Genomic DNA, 18,347 nt, shown 5'->3' with positions numbered 1-18,347 from the left:
CGGACGGCGGCGACCACTGCCCGCGCCCCCGGGTGCCCCGGATGTGAGGTCGGGTATGTTCGGATAGTACGGCTAACTAATGACCGCCGTCGTACGCGACAATGGGCCCATGACCGCGTTCACCCCCCTCGCCATCGGGCCGCACATCGTGCAGCCGCCGGTGGTGCTCGCCCCGATGGCCGGCATCACCAACGCCCCCTTCCGCACCCTCTGCCGCGAGTACTCCGGCGGCAAGGGGCTGTTCGTGAGCGAGATGATCACGACGCGCGCCCTGGTCGAGCGCAACGAGAAGACGATGCAGCTCATCCGGTTCGACGAGACGGAGAAGCCGCGTTCGATCCAGCTCTACGGGGTGGACCCGGTGACGGTCGGCAAGGCCGTGCGGATGATCGTCGACGAGGACCTGGCCGACCACATCGACCTGAACTTCGGCTGCCCGGTCCCCAAGGTGACCCGGAAGGGCGGCGGCTCGGCCCTGCCCTACAAGCGGCCGCTGCTGCGGGCGATCCTGCACGAGGCCGTGACCAGCGCGGGCGACCTGCCGGTCACGATGAAGATGCGCAAGGGCATCGACGACGACCACATCACCTTCCTGGACGCGGGCCGGATCGCGGTCGAGGAGGGCGTCACGGCGATCGCCCTGCACGGGCGGACGGCGGCCCAGCACTACGGCGGCACGGCCGACTGGGACGCCATCGCGCGCCTCAAGGAGCACGTGCCGGAGATCCCGGTGCTCGGCAACGGCGACATCTGGTCGGCCGACGACGCCCTGCGGATGATGCGCGAGACCGGCTGCGACGGCGTGGTCGTCGGGCGCGGCTGCCTGGGCCGCCCGTGGCTCTTCGGGGACCTCGTGGCGGGCTTCGAGGGTACGGGGGCCTATGCCCAGCCGCCCCTGCGGGAGGTCGCGGACGCGATGGTGCGCCACGCCCGGCTGCTCGGCGAGTGGCTCGGGGACGAGGCACGCGGTGTCATCGACTTCCGCAAGCACGTGGCCTGGTACCTGAAGGGCTTCGCGGTCGGTTCGGAGATGCGCAAGAAGCTGGCGATCACCTCCTCCCTGGACGAGCTGCGCGCTCAGTTGAGCGAGCTCGACCTGGACCAGGCGTGGCCCGTCGGCGCGGACGGCCCCCGCGGTCGTACGTCCGGAAACAACCGAGTCGTCCTGCCGGACGGCTGGTTGAAGGACCCGTACGACTGCTCCGGCGTGAGCGAGGACGCGGAGCTGGACACGTCCGGCGGCTGAGATTCAAGCCTTTCTCGGGGAGTGATCCTCGCCACCCTTGAGGGGGTTGGCGCTCACATGAGCAAGTTACGAACGACTGCACCGCCTGAAGGGTGGCACCCGGTGCCACCCTTTTTGCGTTCAGAAGTTGAACGCAAAAGTCGCGATGATCGCTCACCTGAGCGACTTGCCTCTGTTTTGGGTCATCGCGTCTTCGGGCCCTGAAAGCGGAAGCTACCGCTCGGTTACTTTCGAAGCGCTGGCGGACGGGTGGTTAAGACCAGCTGACCGCTAGGCGTACCTCCCTAGAAGCCTTCGATCTGGGTATGTTCCTCGCCGTCAGGGCAGCCAACCGAGTCGTCGAGGAGTCGTGGCCCGTGTCGGAAAACAATGATCAGAAGTTCGTCTACGACTTCACCGAGGGCAACAGGGACCTGAAGGACCTGCTCGGTGGCAAGGGCGCGAACCTGGCCGAGATGACCAACCTCGGTCTCCCGGTTCCCCCCGGCTTCACGATCACCACCGAGGCGTGCAAGGTCTACCTCGAGAGCGGCTCGGAGCCGGCCGCGCTCCGCGACGAGGTCAGCGCGCACCTCGACGCCCTCGAACGGAAGATGGGCAAGAAGCTCGGCCAGGCCGACGACCCGCTGCTCGTCTCCGTCCGCTCCGGCGCGAAGTTCTCCATGCCGGGCATGATGGACACCGTGCTGAACATCGGCCTCTCCGACGAGTCCGTCGCCGGCCTCGCACGCCAGGCCGACAACGAGCGCTTCGCCTGGGACTCGTACCGCCGCCTCATCCAGATGTTCGGCAAGACCGTCCTGGACGTCGACGGCGAGCTCTTCGAGGACGCGCTCGACGAGGTCAAGGCCGCCAAGAAGGCCGCCAGCGACACCGACCTGGACGCCGCCGACCTCAAGAAGGTCGTCAAGCAGTTCAAGAAGATCGTGAAGGCCGAGACCGGCCGCGACTTCCCGCAGGACCCGCGCGAGCAGATGGACCTCGCCATCGAGGCCGTCTTCAACTCCTGGAACACGGACCGCGCCAAGCTGTACCGCCGCCAGGAGCGCATCCCGGGCGACCTCGGCACCGCCGTCAACGTCTGCTCGATGGTCTTCGGCAACCTGGGCCCGGACTCCGGCACCGGCGTCGCCTTCACCCGCGACCCCGCCTCCGGCCACCAGGGCGTCTACGGCGACTACCTCCAGAACGCGCAGGGCGAGGACGTCGTCGCCGGCATCCGCAACACGGTGCCGCTGGCCGACCTGGAGTCGATCGACAAGACGTCGTACGACCAGCTCATGCACATCATGGAGACCCTTGAGACCCACTACAAGGACCTCTGCGACATCGAGTTCACCATCGAGCGCGGCCAGCTCTGGATGCTCCAGACCCGCGTCGGCAAGCGCACCGCCGGTGCCGCCTTCCGCATCGCCACCCAGCTCGTGGACCAGGGCCTGATCGACGAGGCCGAGGCGCTCCAGCGCGTCAACGGCGCCCAGCTCGCCCAGCTCATGTTCCCCAAGTTCGACGAGGACGCGAAGGTCGAGCAGATCGGGCGCGGCATCGCCGCCTCCCCGGGCGCCGCCGTCGGCAAGGCCGTCTTCGACTCGTACACGGCCGTCAAGTGGTCCCGCTCCGGCGAGAAGGTCATCCTGATCCGCCGCGAGACCAACCCCGACGACCTGGACGGCATGATCGCCGCCGAGGGCATCCTCACCTCGCGCGGCGGCAAGACCTCGCACGCCGCCGTCGTCGCCCGCGGCATGGGCAAGACCTGTGTCTGCGGCGCCGAGGAGCTGGAGGTCGACACCAAGCGCCGCCGGATGACCACCTCCGACGGCCAGGTGGTCGAGGAGGGCGACGTCGTCTCCATCGACGGCTCCACCGGCAAGGTGTACCTCGGCGAGGTACCCGTCGTGCCGTCCCCGGTCGTCGAGTACTTCGAGGGCCGGATGCACGCCGGCGCCGACGACGCCGACGAGCTGGTCCAGGCCGTCCACCGGATCATGGCCTACGCCGACCGCGTCCGCCGCCTGCGGGTCCGCGCCAACGCCGACAACGCCGAGGACGCCTCGCGCGCCCGCCGCTTCGGCGCCCAGGGCATCGGGCTGTGCCGCACCGAGCACATGTTCCTCGGCGAGCGCCGCCAGTACGTCGAGCGCCTGATCCTCGCGGACACGGACGCCGAGCGCGAGGACGCCCTCAAGGCCCTCCTGCCGCTCCAGAAGCAGGACTTCGTGGAGCTCTTCGAGGCCATGGACGGGCTGCCCGTCACGGTCCGGCTGCTCGACCCGCCGCTGCACGAGTTCCTGCCCGACATCACCGAGCTGTCGGTCCGCGTCGCCCTCGCCGAGTCCCGCAAGGAGCCGCACGAGAACGACCTGCGCCTGCTCCAGGCCGTGCACCGGCTGCACGAGCAGAACCCGATGCTGGGTCTGCGCGGCGTCCGCCTCGGCCTGGTCATCCCCGGCCTGTTCACCATGCAGGTCCGGGCCATCGCGGAGGCCGCGGCCCAGCGGATCGACGCCAAGGGCGACCCGCGCGCCGAGATCATGATCCCGCTCGTCGGCACCGTCCAGGAGCTGGAGATCGTCCGCGAGGAGGCCGAGCAGGTCATCGAGGAGGTCCGCGCGCAGACCGGCGTCGACCTCAAGCTCGCGCTCGGCACCATGATCGAGCTGCCGCGCGCCGCCGTCACCGCCGGTCAGATCGCCGAGGCCGCCGAGTTCTTCTCCTTCGGCACCAACGACCTGACGCAGACGGTGTGGGGCTTCTCCCGCGACGACGTGGAGGCCAGCTTCTTCACGGCGTACCTGGAGAAGGGCATCTTCGGCGTCAGCCCCTTCGAGACCATCGACAAGGACGGCGTGGGCGCCCTGGTCCGCAGCGCCGTCGAGGCCGGCCGCGCCACCCGCCCCGACATCAAGCTCGGCGTCTGCGGCGAGCACGGCGGCGACCCGGAGTCGGTGCACTTCTTCCACGAGGTGGGCCTCGACTACGTCTCCTGCTCGCCCTTCCGGATCCCGGTGGCGCGTCTGGAGGCGGGCCGCGCGGCGGCCGAGTCGAAGGGCAGCGACAGCCGCTGAGGCGGTACGGCGGGCTCCTGAACCCCTGTTCAGGAGCCGGCCCGGATCCCCGCTGAACCCCCGTTCAGCAGCGGATTCACCGAACTCCCGGGGTCGCCGCCGGTCCACTTCACCACCCTCACCGGCGGGCGGCGGCTCCGGATTCACAGGGACGGGACGGACACCTTTGTGCGGAGGTGTCCGTCCCGTCGTTTTTCTCCCCGAGGGCCGGCCGCTCATTTCGCCGGGCCGTCGATCGGATGTGGATTCGTGTTCAATTACGGCCGATCGAATTATTGGCCATTGAACTTTCCTGTTTCCGCGCCGCAAAGAACGGGGCGGGCGCGACCCCCGGATCCCCACCCGGAGGCCGCGCCCTTTACCGATGCCGGGCAGGTGAGCCGCAACCCTCGCCGACCGCCGCCGGACGGGCAAAGCCCCCCACGGTCTTCACCACGTCACCTCGGTCCAGAAGGTTTCCTGCCCGACCCGTACAGCTTTTCGGTTCCGCCCCGTTCGCCGCGATGCTTTTCAACTGTGGCTGAAACACCCTGGTAACGTGCAGTGATGCTGTGCATACTCGACGTCGGGGGTGGTTGCGAGTGCACAGGTGGGGACCTCATGCTGCGGATTCATTTCACCGGAAACGACTTGGCGGGGGTGCGGACGGCGGCCCGGCCGGATGTTCTGTGGGAAACGATTCTGAGCTTTCACCGTTTAAGGGACCGGCGCGGCCCCGTCGTCTACGGAGAATGGCGGGCGGAGGCCCGGGCACGGCTCGGCGGTGAGACCCGCCTCCTCGCCGCCCTCGTCCCCGGCAGGGGATATTTCCCCGACTTCCTGACGCCCGCCGAGGGCGTCCACGGCCTCGACGAGGGCCTCCAGGCGATCCGCGCGACCGACCCCGGACGGCTGCGCGGAGAGCTCTCGCTCCTCGCCGCCGACCGCTCCGGCGGACGGACCGTGCCCCACTCGCTGCGTGCCCTCGCCGACGGGGGACCGGAGCCCTTCGACCGGCTCGTGGGGGCGCTGCGCGGCTACCACCGGGCCGTCGTCGAGCCCTACTGGCCGCACATCCTGGCCCGCGTCGAGGCCGACCGGGCCCGCCGCGGCCGGGCCCTCCTGGACGGCGGCGCCGAGGAACTCCTCGCCTCGCTGCCGCCGATGCTGCGCTGGCGCGCGCCCGTCCTGGAGGCCGACTACCCGGTGGACCGGGACGTGTACCTCGACGGGCGCGGACTGCTGCTCCAGCCCTCGTACTTCTGCCGGGGGACGCCCGTCGTGCTGCGCGACCCCGCGCTGCCGCCGGTCCTCGTCTACCCCGTCACCCACGGCGAGGCGCCGACCGTCCGCGCGCCGGGCGGCTCCTCGCTCGCCAAGCTCGTCGGCCAGACCCGCTCGACGGTGCTGCACGCCATCGGCGACGGCGGCACGACCAGCGAACTCGCGCGCCGCGCCGGGGTGTCGCTCGCCTCGGCCAGCCAGCACGCCGGCGTCCTGCGCGAGGCCGGGCTCATCGCGACCCTGCGCCACGGCAACGCGGTCCTGCACACCCTGACGCCACTGGGCGCCGCCCTCCTCGGCGGCGCCCAGCAGAAGAAGGTGGAGCTGCGCTGCTACGCGCGGAACGGACCCGTCACCTCGTAGGTGATGCCGCCCGAGGAGCTGCCGCTCGTGCCCCGCTGGCTGGAGAAGTACAGCCGCCTGCCGTCGGGCGAGAAGGCCGGTCCGGTGATCTCCGAGCCGGACTGGCCGTTGATCCGCAGGAACGGGGCGACGACGTCGTCCGGGGTGATGACGCAGATCTCCATGTTGCCGCCGTCCTCGGCGACGTACAGGTCGCCGGAGGAGGTGCCGGTGACGTTGTCGACGCCGGTGAGCGGGGCGCCGCCGGAGACCAGCGAGTCGTCGTAGGCCAGCTCGTACGTGCCGGCGGCCAGGTTGACCTGCCAGACCCGGTTGTCGCCCTTGGTGGTGAACCAGACGGTGTCGTTCGCGTAGTAGCAGCCCTCGCCGCCGTTGAAGCGCTTGGCGCCGGAGACCTGGTTGCGCGTGACGGTCGGGGAGCCGTCCGGGTCCGGCACGTTCTGCCAGGTGAAGCTGCCGGAGGTGGCCGTGGACGCCTTGAAGACCTGGAGGGTGCCGGAGGAGAGGTTGCCCCAGGTGGTGGGCAGGAAGCGGTAGAAGCAGCCGTCCGTCTCGTCCTCGGTCAGGTAGACCGCCCTGCGGACCGGGTCGGCCGCCGCCGCCTCGTGCTTGAAGCGGCCCATCGCGTCCCGGCGGTAGGCCGTGCCGCCCCACGGGTTCGACTCGTAGACGTAGCCGAGGGACACCTCCTCGCAGGACAGCCAGGTGTTCCACGGGGTGGCGCCGCCCGCGCAGTTCTGCCGGGTGCCGGAGAGGATGCGGTACGCGCCGGTGATCGTGCCCGACGCGTTGAACCGCACCGCGCTCGCGCCGCCGCTCGGGTTGACCTCCGAGTTCGAGACGTAGATCCAGCCGGTGCCGTCGACGAAGCAGGCGCCGCCGTCGGGAGCGCTGTGCCAGGTGTACGAGGTGCCGGTGACCGTCTGGCCGGACCGGGCGATCACCCGGCTGGTGAACCCGGCCGGAAGCTGGATGCCGTTCGCGTCCGCCGGGCCGAGCGCCCCGTAGGGGCCCGCGCCGGGCTGGGCCGGGGCGGCGAAGGCCGCCCCGTGCCACAGGCTGCCGCCGAAGGCGGCGGCCGAGGTACCGATGACCGCTCCGCGCAGGAAACCGCGTCGCTCCACGTCTCACTCCCGAGAAGGATGGTGAATGCCCCGTCGCACCGGTCGGCGACGGGGTCGCGCGTCTCCGCAACCTAGGAGCGGGGAGTTGACGGGGCGTCAACGAGCGGTGAAGGGGAGGCGGCGGGTGTGGGGCGGGGGTATGGGGGAGGGTGGGGGAGGGGGCGGCTGCCGGGCGGAGCCCCGGCGCGGACCCCGGCCCCCGCGTACCTCCGGAAGGGACCTTCGGCACTGGGGAGGCCGGCCGGGCCGGGGGAGACTGGGGGGCATGCCTGCCACCCGGGACATCAGTGACCGCGCCGACCTCGACGCGCTGCTGCGCCGCTTCTACGCCGAGGCCTTCGCCGATCCGCTCGTCGGGCCCTTCTTCACGGAGGTCGCGGGCACCGATCTGGAGGCCCATCTGCCGGGGATCACCGACTTCTGGGAGCGGGCCCTGTTCCGTACCGCCTCCTACGGGCGGGACGCCTTCGCCCCGCACGCCGCGCTCCACTCCGCCCGGCCGCTCACCGCCGCCCACTTCGGGCGGTGGGTGCAGCTCTGGCGCGCCACCGTCGACGGCCTCCACGAGGGGCCGCTGGCCGAGCGGGCCAAGGCGCAGGGCGAGCGGATCGCCCTGGCCATGCTGCGGCGGCTCGCCGGGCCCGAGGCGTCCACCCGGGGCGGGGGCGGAGGGTTCGTGCCCCTCGCGGCCCTCCGGCTGCGCACCGCGGCCTGACCCCGACAAAAAATCCTTTCCGGAGCGGCGATGAGTTTCGGGCGGCGCCCCCGTCCTACCTCTCGAAAGCGCCGGAACGCACCGAGCGGGCCGGACGACCGAGGAAGAGAGAACGCCATGGCTCCGCAGATGATCTTCGTGAACCTGCCCGTGAAGGACCTCGATGCCAGCAAGGCCTTCTTCGAGAAGCTCGGCTACTCCTTCAACCCGCAGTTCAGCGACGACACCGCCGCCTGTCTCGTCATCAGCGACACGATCTTCGCGATGCTGCTCACCGAGAAGAAGTTCAAGGAGTTCACCGCCCCGGGCAAGGAGATCTCCGACGCCACGAAGGCCACCGAGGTGCTCATCACGCTGAGCGCCGAGAGCCGCGAGAAGGCGGACGAGCTGGCCGACGCGGCCCTCGCCGCCGGTGGCACGCCGGCGAAGGAGCCCATGGACATGGGCTTCATGTACGGGCGCTCCTTCACCGACCTGGACGGCCACCACTGGGAGGTCTTCTGGATGGACCCGGCCGCCGACCAGGGCTGAGCCCGGACGGATGGACCCCGCCGCTGCCAGGGCTGATCCGGCGGACGGAGACTCAGGCCGCCACCCCGCCGTCGATCACCAGGTCGGTGCCGACGGCGGAGCCGGCCGCGTCCGAGGCGAGGTAGAGGACCGCCGCCGCCACCTCCGCGGCGGACGAGATCCGGCCGAGCGGCGACTCCTCCTTCATCCGGACCTCCCGCTCGGCCTCGGTCTCGCCGGGCCGCAGCGACATCGTGGACTCCGACGCCCCCGGACTGACCGCGTTGATCCGGATCCCGTCGCCGACGTGGTCCAGGGCCGCGGCCCGGGTGAGCGCCGACACGGCCGCCTTGGAGACCTGGTAGCCGAAGACACCGGGGATCCGGACGTGCGCGCCCAGGTTGGACGAGACGTTCACGATCGCCCCGCCGCCGTGCGCCCGCATGTGCGCCACCTCGGCCTGGAGCGCGTGCAGGACCCCCGTGACGTTGACGTCGAGCAGGGCCTGCCAATCCTCCAGCGGGAGGTCGGCGGCACTGTGGCCGCCGCCCCGGAACACCCCCGCGTTGTTCACCGCGACGTCCAGGCCGCCGAAGAGCTCGACCGTGCGCCGGACCAGCTCCCGGGTGGAGGCGGCGTCGGTCACGTCGGCGGTGACCGCCGCGGCCGTGCCCCCGGCGGCCCCGATCAGGGCCGCCGTCTCCTCCAGGGTCTCCGCCGTGCGCCCGGCGGCGACGACCTTCGCGCCCTCGGCGGCGAAGGCGAGCGCGACGGCCCGGCCGAGGCCGGAACCGGCCCCGGTGACGAGGACGACGCGGTCGGTGAAGCGTGCGGCGGTCATGGAGTGTCTCCCTTTGTTTTTGACCGTACGTTCCAATATGAGGGCCGAAGAAAGGGGCACCCTCGCGGGTGCCCGTCCCCGGATCGTTCAGTCCAGCAGGGTCAGCGCCTGTTCCGCCGCGTCCCGCACCCTGGCCGGGTCGCTCGACGCCTTGCCGACCACCCGGACGCCCTGGAGCAGGACCAGGAGCATCCGGGCCAGCGCGCGCGGATCGCGGCCGGCCGGGAGCTCGCCCCCGGCGCGGGCCCGCGCGAGCGCCGCGTGCAGCAGCGTCTCCAGCTGCTCCCAGCTCAGCTCGACCCGGCGGGCCACCGCCGTGTCGTGCGGCCCCAGCTCCGCCGCCGAGTTGGTGACGAAGCAGCCGGTCAGGCGCTCCCCGTCGGCCGCCGCCTCGGCGGCGAAGCGGCGGACGAGCGCCCGGACGGCCGGCAGGGCGGGGCCCGGCGCGGACAGCTCCTCGACGAGCCGGGGGTCGTTGGTCTCCGTGTACCGGTCCAGCGCCTTCAGGTACAGCTCGTGCTTGTTCCCGAAGGTCGCGTAGAGGCTGGCGCGGCCCACCCCGAGGTGCTCCACGAGGTCCGCCATCGTCGTCGCCTCGTAGCCGCGCGCCCAGAACAGTTCGAGGGCTGCCCGGAGCGCGGCGTCCGGATCGAATTCCTTGGTCCTGGCCACGACAGGACCCTAGATCCATCTGGAACGATCGGTCAAGTAATTCAGGAGAACGCCGGATCGAGCTGGACCGCCCGCACCGGATACACCGCCACCGCGACCTCCTCGTCGTCCAGACAGCGGCCCGTCTCCAGGTCGAACCGCTGCTTCAGGAGCGGCGAGGCCACGAACGGGCGCCCGTCCGCCGAGCCGAGGAGGCCCCGGGAGAGCACCTGCGCCCCCGTGAACGGGTCGCGGTTGTCGATCGCGTACGTCCGGCCCCGCCGGTCCCGGAAGACCGCCACCTGCCGGCCGTCCGGCAGCAGCGCCGCCACGCCGCGGCCCGGGGTCAGCCGGGCCTCCTCGCAGACGGCCATCCAGGACTCGGGGGAGAGGGACAGTTCGAGCGTCGTCATCGGGAGGCAACCCCTTCCAGGGTGAGGAACGTCAGGTCCGGCTTGATCTGGTCGCGCTCCGGCACGAACCGGACCGAGGGGTCCGGCGCGTCCGGGGCGTTCACGAAGGAGACGAAGCGTCGCAGCCGCTCCGGGTCGTCGAGGGTCTGCGCCCACTCGTCCTGGTAGGCGTCCACGTGCGCCGCCATCAGCGCCTCCAGCTCGTCGCAGAGCCCGAGCGAGTCGTGCACCACCACGTCCTTGAGGTGGTCGAGCCCGCCCTCCAGGCGCTCCAGCCAGGTCGACGTCCGCTCCAGGCGGTCCGCCGTCCGGATGTAGAACATCAGGAACCGGTCGATCAGCCGGACCAGTTCGGCGTCCGACAGGTCCTGGGCGAGCAGGTCCGCGTGGCGCGGGGTCGCGCCGCCGTTCCCGCCGACGTACAGGTTCCAGCCACTGGCCGTCGCGATGATCCCGAAGTCCTTCGACTGCGCCTCGGCGCACTCGCGGGCGCAGCCCGAGACCGCCGACTTCAGCTTGTGCGGCGAGCGCAGCCCCCGGTAGCGCAGCTCCAGCTGGATCGCCATCTTCACCGAGTCCTGCACGCCGTACCGGCACCAGGTCTGCCCGACGCAGGACTTCACGGTCCGCAGCGACTTGCCGTACGCGTGCCCCGACTCGAAGCCCGCGTTGACCAGCCGGGTCCAGATCGCCGGGAGCTGGTCCACCCGCGCGCCGAAGAGGTCGATCCGCTGGCCGCCCGTGATCTTCGTGTAGAGGCCGTAGTCGCGGGCCACCTCGCCGATCACGATCAGCTTGTCCGGAGTGATCTCGCCGCCGGGGATGCGCGGCACGACCGAGTAGGAGCCGTTGCGCTGCATGTTGGCGAGGAAGTGGTCGTTGGTGTCCTGGAGGGAGGCCTGCTCGCCGTCCAGGATGTAGCCGTTGTTGAGCGAGGCCAGGATCGAGCCCACGGTCGGCTTGCAGACCTCGCAGCCCTCGCCGCCCCGCGCCTCCGGCCGCCCGTGCGAGTCGAGCAGCGCGGCGAACGAGGTCACGCGCAGGGTGCGGGCGATCTCGTACAGCTCGCTCCTGCCGTACGAGAAGCAGCCGCAGAGCCCCTTGTCGACGGCGGCCGGCAGCAGCTTCTCGATCACCTTCACGCAACTGCCGCAGCCCGTGCCGGCCTTGGTGCACTTCTTCACCTCGGCGAGCGAGGAGCACTGGCCGATCGCGTGCTTCGTGACGTTGTGGCAGGAGCAGATCACCGCGTCGTCCGGAAGCGCCGACGGGCCGAGCGCCACCGGCGCGCCCGCGCCCGCCGGAAGCACCAGCTGCTCGGGCGAGACCGGCGGGACCGTGCCGGTCAGCGGCCTCAGCAGCCCGTACGAGTCGGCGTCGCCGACCAGGACGCCGCCGAGCAGCACGCCCTCGCCGTCCACCACCAGCTTCTTGTAGACGCCCGAGCGGGAGTCGGAGTACACGACGTCGAGGCAGCCCTCGGCCGTGCCGTGCGCGTCGCCGAAGGACGCCACGTCCACGCCGAGCAGCTTCAGCTTGGTCGACATGTCGGCGCCCGTGAACCCCCGGTCCTCCTCCTCCGCGAGGACCGCCGCCACCGTCTGCGCCATCTCGTAGCCCGGCGCCACCAGGCCGTAGACCCGTCCGTCGACCGCGAGCGCGCACTCGCCGATCGCGAAGACCGCCGGGTCCGAGGTCCGGCACAGCTCGTCGACGGCGATGCCGCCGCGCTCGCCCACGGCGAGCCCGCAGTCCCGGGCGAGCTGGTCCCGGGGCCGCACGCCCGCCGAGAACACGACCATGTCCACGGCCAGTTCGGAGCCGTCCGACAGCCTCATGCCCGTCACGGCGCCGTCCGCCGTCACGACCTCCTGCGTGCCCGTCCCCGTGTGGACGCCCAGGCCCATCCGCTCGATCGTGCGCAGCAGGGCCGCGCCGCCGCCCTCGTCCACCTGCACCGGCATCAGACGCGGCGCGAACTCCACCACGTGCGTCTCCAGGCCGAGGCCCTTGAGCGCGCCCGCCGCCTCCAGGCCGAGCAGACCGCCGCCGACCACCGCACCGGTCGTCGCCGTCCTCGCGTACTCCTCGATCGCGAGCAGGTCCTCGATCGTGCGGTAGACGAAGCAGCCCCGGGCGTCCTTGCCGGGCACCGGCGGGACGAAGGGGTACGAGCCGGTGGCCAGGACGAGCGTGTCGTACGCGAAGACCCGCCCCGAACGGGCGGTGACCGTCCGGGCCTCCCGGTCCACCGACGCGGCCGCGTCGCCCACGTACAGCTCGATGCCGTGCTCCGCCATGAACCCCGCCCCGACCATCGACAGGTCGTCGGGGGTCTTCCCGGAGAAGTACGAGGTGAGCTGGACGCGGTCGTAGGCCGGGCGCGGCTCCTCGCAGAGGACCACGATCCGGGCCCGCCCGGTCAGGCCCCGGTCGGCGAGCGCCTCCAGGAACCGCTGGCCGACCATTCCGTGGCCGACCAGGACGATCGTCGGGGTGTGCGCGGTGGTGTCAGCGTCAGCGCTCATGTCAGGAGCCTCCGTCGTGGGTGAGCAGGTGGAGCAGGGGGGCCTCCGGGAGGGCTTCGTCGCCCTCCCAGGCCCGGGCGAGCGCGCCGACCGCGGCCAGGTCGCCGAGGAGGACGCCCCCGACGAGCCGGTCGCCCCGGACGACGACCTTGCGGTACGCGCCGCGGGTGGGGTCGGTGAGCTGGACGGTGTCGTCGCCCGGCCGCGCGGTGACCTCGCCGAAGGCGGCCAGGTCGAGCGGGCGCGGGCCGGTGAGGGTGAGCCGGGTGAGGGCGCGGGTGCCGGTGTAGGCGGCCGTGGGCACGGGCGCGGGCGCGTCGGAGGCCTCGGTCCCGGTCTCCCTCGCCAGCAGCTCCGCCAGCGCGTCCGCCTGTTCGAGCGCCGGGCCCGCGAGCCCGTACACCCGGCCCGCGTGCTCCGCGCAGTCGCCCACCGCGTGGACGGCCGGGTCGGAGGTCCGCAGCTCGTCGTCGACCACGATCCCGGTGGCGACGTCGAGCCCCGCCTCCCGGGCCAGGGCCACCCGGGGCCGCACCCCGCAGGCCAGCACCACGACCCCGGCGTCCAGCACGAAGCCGTCGGCGAGTTCGACCGCCGTGACCGCCCCGTCCCGCTGCCGCAGACCGCCCACCCGGCACTCGGTGTGCACCTCGACCCCGAGGGACTCGACGTGCTCCCGGAGCAGCGCCGACGCGTGGACGTCGAGCTGGCGCTCCATCAGGCGCTCGCCCTGCTGGGCGAGGACCACGTCCGCGCCGAGCGCCGCGAGCGCCCGGGCCGCCGACACCCCGAGGAGCCCGCCGCCGACGACCACGGCCCGCACGCCCGGCCGTACCGACGCGCGCAGCGCCAGGCAGTCGTCGAGCGTGCGGAAGGGGTGGACGCCCGCCGGAAGGGCCGCCCCGCGCAGTCCGCGCAGCGGCGGCAGCACCGGGTTGGAGCCCGTCGCCAGGACCAGGCGGTCGTAGCCGACGAGCGAGCCGTCCGCGCACTCCACCGTCCGCGCGGCCCGGTCGATCCGCACCGCCCGCGTCCCGATCCGGGCCGGCTCGCGGGTCCCGGGCAGCGCGATCACCTCGGGGGCGTACCGCCCGGCGAGGACGTCGGCGAGCAGCACCCTGTTGTACGGTGCGTGCGGCTCCTCCCCGAGGAGGGTGACGGGCAGGCGCCGGGCGAGCCGGGCGCCCGCCGTTCCGCCCCCGACCACCACGATCCGTGTACTCATGACCGGAAGCGTGCGCGGCCGGTGTTACCCGGCGGCATCCCGTCTGTTTCCCGTACGGAACGCTGATCTCCGCTCCCGGCGCCGTCCGCTGTGAGGGGCCGCCGGACCGGCGTCGGGGTTAACCCGTGGTCAGCCTCGCCTCAAGGCCGCCTTAAGGATCGCGGAGACGCGGCTGAGCTGCGGATTCCCGTATACGGGCGCCCCTAGGGTGCCGGACGTGACCACCGAGGCCAGCCACCCCCTCTACGTACCCCTCGCGCCCCTCACCGCGCCGCGGGCCCCCGGATCCCACCGCCGACGCCGGGGTCCGGCCCCGGTCGCCGGGCCGGTCGACGTGCCCGCCCGGCCCGTCGACGCGCCCGCCCGGCCGACGGACATACCCGCCCGGCCCGCCCCGTCCGCAGGCCCGCTCGTCCGGCCCGGCGCCCGGTCCGCGGGCCCGCCGCCCACCGCCCCGCCCGCGGCTCCGCCCGCCGCCCCCGTGCTCCGGCTCGCGCCCGAGCGGCTGCGGGCCGGGATCGTCGCCGGTGCCGGGGGCGTCGGCCTCCTCTGGGGACTCCAGGCCCGGCCCTCCGCCCGGCTCGACGTCCTCTTCGCGTCCGGCGCCCACCTCACCGGACTCCTCGCCGGGTACGGCGTCCTCGTCCTGCTGCTGCTCATGGCCCGGGTCCCGGCCGTCGAGCACGGCGTCGGCGCCGACCGGCTCGCCCGTTGGCACGCCCTCGGCGGCCGGTACGTCCTCGGCCTGATCGCCGCCCACGCCGTCCTCGCCCTCTGCGGCCACGCCGCCCACACCCACGCCGACCTGGTCACCGCCGCCGGAGACCTCCTCTCGTACGGGGCGATCGCCGCCGCCGCCGCGGGCACCGCCCTGCTCGTCGCCGTCGGGATCACCTCCGCCCGCTCCGTACGGCGCAGGCTCCGGCACGAGACCTGGCGGGCCGTCCACCTCGGCGCGCTGCTCGCCGCCGCGCTCGGCTTCGTCCACCAGCTCGCGGGCCCCGACGTCGCCGACGGCCTCCTCACCCGCTGGCTCTGGTCCATGGCGCACGCCACCGTCGCCGTCCTCCTCCTCTGGTACCGGCTCGTCGTCCCCGCCCGCGCCGCCCTCCGCCACGACCTGCGGGTCGCCGAGGTCCGCGACGAGGGCCCCGGGGTCGTCTCGGTCCTGATCCGGGGCAGGGGAGTGGACCGGCTGTGCGCCGAGCCCGGCCAGTTCTTCCGCTGGCGCTTCCTGCGGCGCGGCCTCTGGGCCACCGCCCTGCCCTTCTCGCTCTCCGCGCCCGTCCGCGACGACACCCTGCGGATCACCGTCAAGGCGCTCGGCGACCACACCCGCCGCGTCCGGCGGCTCCGCCCCGGCACCCGGGTCCTCGCCTCCGGGCCCTTCGGCGCGCTCACCGCCCACCGCCGCACCCGCCGCAAGGTGCTGCTGCTCGCGGGCGGGGTCGGCATCACCCCGCTGCGGGCCCTCTTCGAGACCCTGCCCGGCGGGCCCGGCGACGTGACCCTCCTCTACCGCGCCTCGGACGCCTCCGCCGTCGTCCTGCGCGAGGAGCTGGAGGCCATCGCCCGCGAACGGCGGGCCGCCCTCCACTTCCTCCTCGGCCCCTCGGACGGCTCCTTCGACCCGCTCGCGCCCCGGGCCCTGCGCAACCTCGTGCCCGACCTCGCCGCCCACGACGTGTACCTGTGCGGCCCGCCCGCGATGGCCCGCGCCGCGACCGCCTCCCTGATCCGGGCCGGGGTGCCGGCCTCCCGCATCCACAGCGAGGACTTCGACCGTGCCTAGACCCGGCCCCGACCTCAGTAGCGGCTCCGGCTCCGGCTCCGGCCCCGGCCCCCGGCACAGCGCCCGGCGCCTCCCGGGCGAGTGGGCCCGGCGGCGCCTCGCCGCCGGTCTCCTCGGCACCGGGGTGCTCGCCGCGACCCTGCTCACCGCCGCCGTCACCCCGGCCGCCCCGCCCCCGCCCGACCGCGGACCGGGCGCGGCAAGCTCAGACGTAGCTCAACTCTCCCGCGATTGATGGACGGGCCAACGACCGTCTCCCTAGGCTCACGTCCATGCCCGAGATATCGCTGACCACGCTCGTCCTGCTCTGCCTCGCCGCTCTCGTCGCGGGCTGGATCGACGCCGTGGTGGGCGGCGGCGGGCTGCTCCTGCTGCCCGCCCTGCTCCTCGGCCTCCCGCACGCCCCGGCCGCGCAGATCCTCGGCACGAACAAGGCCGTCGCGATCGTCGGCACCACCGGCGCCGCCGTCACCTACGTCCGCAAGGCGCCCGTCCGGGTCGGGACGGCGGTGCGGATCGGGCTCGCGGCCCTCGCCGGCTCCATGACCGGCGCCTTCTTCGCCGCCGGGATCAGCAGCGAGGTGCTGCGCCCGGTGATCATGGTGGTGCTGCTCGGCGTGGCGGCCTTCGTGATGCTCCGGCCCTCCTTCGGCGCGCGGGCCGAGGGGGAGGAGCGGGCGCCGCTGACCCGGGCCAGGATCGTGACCGCGATCGTGGTCGTCGGCGGCGGGATCGGCTTCTACGACGGCCTGTTCGGGCCGGGCACCGGCACCTTCCTGGTCCTCGCCCTGACCGCCGTCCTCCACCTCGACCTGGTGACCGCCTCCGCCACCGCCAAGATCGTCAACGTCTGCACCAACGCGGGCGCCCTCGCGATGTTCGCCCACCAGGGCACCGTGTACTGGCAGCTCGCCGCCGTCATGGCGGTCTTCAACCTGGTCGGCGGGACGGTCGGCGCCCGGATGGCGCTGAGCAAGGGCGCCGAGTTCGTCCGGGGCGTACTGCTCGTGGTGGTCTTCTCCCTGGTCGCGAAGCTCGCCTTCGACCAGTGGGGGTGAGCCGCCGGGGCCGGGCTACTTCACTCCGATGAGGTGCCCGTAGGCGACCACGTTCCCCTGGTAGCCGTTCTTCTTCGAGAACCCGCCGCCGCAGGTGATGACCCGGATCTCGGACCGGTCCGCCTCGTCGTAGACCTTGCCGCTCGGGAAGGCGTCGTTCTCGTACACCTCGACCGCGTCGACCGTGAACACGGCGGTGCGCCCGTCCTCCCGGTCCACCTCGATCCGGTGGCCCTTCTTCAGCGCGCCGAGGGTGTAGAAGACGGCGGGCCCGTCCGCGTTGTCGACGTGGCCCGCGACGACCGCGGTCCCCTTCGCGCCGGGCGTGGTGCCGCCCTCGTACCAGCCGGCCAGGTTCCGGTCCCCGGCCGGCGGCACTTCGAGGGTGCCGTCCGCCGCCAGGCCCAGCCCCTTCATCGGGGTGTCCACGTCGGTCTCGGGGATGCGCAGCCGTACGGGCGCCGAGGGCGGCAGCGGGTCGGCGGCGGCGTCGGTGTGGACGCTCGGCCCGGCGGCGAAGGCCTGGGCGGCGGACGGCACGGGCGGGGTGACGCTCTCCGAGCCGTTCTGGACGAGCCAGAGACCCACGCAGGCGGCCACCGCCATGCCCCAGCCCTTGCTCCTGTTGCTCACCTGGATCCCTTCCGTCTCTTCGATGCACCGCTTCTCGACGCGCTGCCGGAACGTGCCGGGATGTGGTCCTGCCCCCGCCGGGCCCGTACGGGCGTGCGGCGGGGGCAGGATGGGGCGGTGCCTCAGTGCCCCCGCGCGCCGCTCGCCCGGCGACGCAGGAACAGGGCACCGCCGACGGCGGTCGCGGCCAGCACCGCCGCGCCCGCCGCGACCTGGGCGGTGTCGGGGCCGACGCTGCCCCCGACACCGGTCTGGACGTGGCCGCTGGGACGCCGGTGCGTGACGGTCAGGTCGCCCCGGGCCGTCTTGCCGTTGTCGCAGGCCACGCTGATGCCGTAGGTACCGGCCCTGGCGTGCTGGGGCACGGTGAACTGCCCCACCACGATCTCCTTGTGGGTGCTCGGCTTCAGGCGGAAGTCGCCCGCGCCGAGCGAGTTCGCGTCGCCGACGCCGCGTCCGTTCTTGCCGCAGGCGAGGGTGTTCACGGTGACCGTGGTGCCGGGGGACGCGGACGACGGGTAGACCTCCAGGGTCTCGTGCCGACCCTCGGACTCGTTCCACTCCTCACCGGCGTGCGCCGCCGGGACGGCGAACGCCCCGAGTGCGGCGACCGTCAGCGCGGTACCGGTGAACAGGCGGGCAGTGGTGCGCATGATGGGGTCCTCCGGAGCGCGCGTGCGGTCATGCCGGGACGGTCCTCCCGGGAGGGACTTCCCGGGACCGGACCTTCTGTGACCGAGGTAAAGGCCGCCGCACGCCCGCCGCCTGCTGATGGGGCATCAGGATGGGGCCGTTCGATACGGCGCGCCGCCTGGATGCCGGACGTTTCCGCAGGTCGGAGCCGCTCTCGACACGCCCGGTCGGGACTCGCGCCGAACGGGTGACCGGGCCGTCCGCACCCTCTTCACTGGGCGGGG

16 protein-coding genes are annotated in these 18,347 nt (G+C 72.9%); 8 read left to right on the top strand and 8 right to left on the bottom strand.

Features of this window, described 5'->3' with window-relative positions; translation table 11 throughout:
* The first annotated feature begins 109 nt into the window (after positions 1-109).
* The 3 genes from dusB (at position 110) to AB0398_RS17135 (ending at position 5,940) form a co-directional block, all read left to right on the top strand.
* A complete protein-coding gene (dusB, locus tag AB0398_RS17145; protein WP_366375834.1) occupies positions 110-1,246 on the top strand; it encodes a tRNA dihydrouridine synthase DusB in 1,137 nt (378 codons plus the stop codon).
* 356 nt (positions 1,247-1,602) lie between these two features.
* Positions 1,603-4,314, top strand: a complete 2,712-nt coding sequence (gene ppdK / locus AB0398_RS17140) for a pyruvate, phosphate dikinase (RefSeq protein ID WP_366375833.1) — start codon at positions 1,603-1,605, stop codon at positions 4,312-4,314.
* A 600-nt stretch (positions 4,315-4,914) separates the two neighbouring features.
* Positions 4,915-5,940: a winged helix-turn-helix domain-containing protein gene (locus AB0398_RS17135; protein WP_366375831.1), complete on the top strand. Its 1,026-nt coding sequence runs from the start codon at positions 4,915-4,917 to the stop codon at positions 5,938-5,940.
* Here AB0398_RS17135 and AB0398_RS17130 read toward each other — a convergent pair.
* Positions 5,910-7,064, bottom strand: coding sequence for an alkaline phosphatase PhoX (locus AB0398_RS17130; RefSeq protein WP_366375830.1), 1,155 nt, complete (start codon positions 7,062-7,064; stop codon positions 5,910-5,912). The genes AB0398_RS17135 and AB0398_RS17130 overlap by 31 nt on opposite strands.
* Positions 7,065-7,329: 265 nt before the next feature.
* Between AB0398_RS17130 and AB0398_RS17125 the strand changes: the two genes are divergently transcribed.
* Both AB0398_RS17125 and AB0398_RS17120 read left to right on the top strand, forming a co-directional pair.
* Positions 7,330-7,779, top strand: coding sequence for a group III truncated hemoglobin (locus AB0398_RS17125; protein WP_366375828.1), 450 nt, complete (start codon positions 7,330-7,332; stop codon positions 7,777-7,779).
* 117 nt (positions 7,780-7,896) lie between these two features.
* On the top strand, positions 7,897-8,310 hold the full coding sequence (locus tag AB0398_RS17120) for a VOC family protein (protein WP_366375826.1): 414 nt from the start codon (positions 7,897-7,899) through the stop codon (positions 8,308-8,310).
* A gap of 52 nt (positions 8,311-8,362) precedes the next feature.
* On the opposite strand, the gene AB0398_RS17115 is transcribed toward AB0398_RS17120, so the two are convergent.
* From AB0398_RS17115 to AB0398_RS17095, 5 genes are all read right to left on the bottom strand, one after another.
* Positions 8,363-9,130: an SDR family oxidoreductase gene (locus AB0398_RS17115; RefSeq protein ID WP_366375825.1), complete on the bottom strand. Its 768-nt coding sequence runs from the start codon at positions 9,128-9,130 to the stop codon at positions 8,363-8,365.
* 87 nt (positions 9,131-9,217) lie between these two features.
* On the bottom strand, positions 9,218-9,802 hold the full coding sequence (locus tag AB0398_RS17110; RefSeq protein WP_366375823.1) for a helix-turn-helix domain-containing protein: 585 nt from the start codon (positions 9,800-9,802) through the stop codon (positions 9,218-9,220).
* A gap of 41 nt (positions 9,803-9,843) precedes the next feature.
* The gene (gene nirD, locus AB0398_RS17105; RefSeq protein ID WP_366375821.1) at positions 9,844-10,194 is read right to left on the bottom strand and encodes a nitrite reductase small subunit NirD; all 351 of its coding nucleotides are present in this window, start codon (positions 10,192-10,194) and stop codon (positions 9,844-9,846) included.
* A complete protein-coding gene (gene nirB / locus AB0398_RS17100) occupies positions 10,191-12,722 on the bottom strand; it encodes a nitrite reductase large subunit NirB (protein ID WP_366375819.1) in 2,532 nt (843 codons plus the stop codon). The genes nirD and nirB overlap by 4 nt, the downstream gene beginning before the upstream one ends.
* 1 nt (position 12,723) lies before the next feature.
* On the bottom strand, positions 12,724-13,947 hold the full coding sequence (locus AB0398_RS17095; RefSeq protein WP_366375817.1) for an FAD-dependent oxidoreductase: 1,224 nt from the start codon (positions 13,945-13,947) through the stop codon (positions 12,724-12,726).
* Between the two features lie 217 nt (positions 13,948-14,164).
* Here AB0398_RS17095 and AB0398_RS17090 point away from each other — a divergent pair, with 217 nt between their 5' ends.
* The 3 genes from AB0398_RS17090 to AB0398_RS17080 are packed head-to-tail and all read left to right on the top strand — an operon-like array spanning position 14,165 to position 16,797.
* Positions 14,165-15,739, top strand: coding sequence for a ferric reductase-like transmembrane domain-containing protein (locus tag AB0398_RS17090; protein ID WP_366375815.1), 1,575 nt, complete (start codon positions 14,165-14,167; stop codon positions 15,737-15,739).
* Positions 15,732-15,974, top strand: a complete 243-nt coding sequence (locus AB0398_RS17085; protein ID WP_366375814.1) for a hypothetical protein — start codon at positions 15,732-15,734, stop codon at positions 15,972-15,974. Before AB0398_RS17090 ends, AB0398_RS17085 begins: the two co-directional genes overlap by 8 nt.
* A gap of 37 nt (positions 15,975-16,011) precedes the next feature.
* Positions 16,012-16,797, top strand: a complete 786-nt coding sequence (locus AB0398_RS17080) for a TSUP family transporter (protein ID WP_366375812.1) — start codon at positions 16,012-16,014, stop codon at positions 16,795-16,797.
* 15 nt (positions 16,798-16,812) lie between these two features.
* Here AB0398_RS17080 and AB0398_RS17075 read toward each other — a convergent pair whose 3' ends face one another.
* Both AB0398_RS17075 and AB0398_RS17070 read right to left on the bottom strand, forming a co-directional pair.
* Positions 16,813-17,430: a class F sortase gene (locus tag AB0398_RS17075; protein ID WP_366375811.1), complete on the bottom strand. Its 618-nt coding sequence runs from the start codon at positions 17,428-17,430 to the stop codon at positions 16,813-16,815.
* A gap of 122 nt (positions 17,431-17,552) precedes the next feature.
* Positions 17,553-18,083 (bottom strand): hypothetical protein, encoded by a 531-nt coding sequence (locus AB0398_RS17070; RefSeq protein WP_366375810.1) that lies wholly within the window; start codon positions 18,081-18,083, stop codon positions 17,553-17,555.
* Positions 18,084-18,347: the final 264 nt, after the last annotated feature.

The organism is Streptomyces sp. NPDC086147, assembly GCF_040702165.1.
GTDB lineage: Bacteria > Actinomycetota > Actinomycetes > Streptomycetales > Streptomycetaceae > Streptomyces.
The sequence above is the reverse complement of the archived record's forward strand: the minus strand, read 5'-3'. Positions and strand labels throughout refer to the sequence as shown.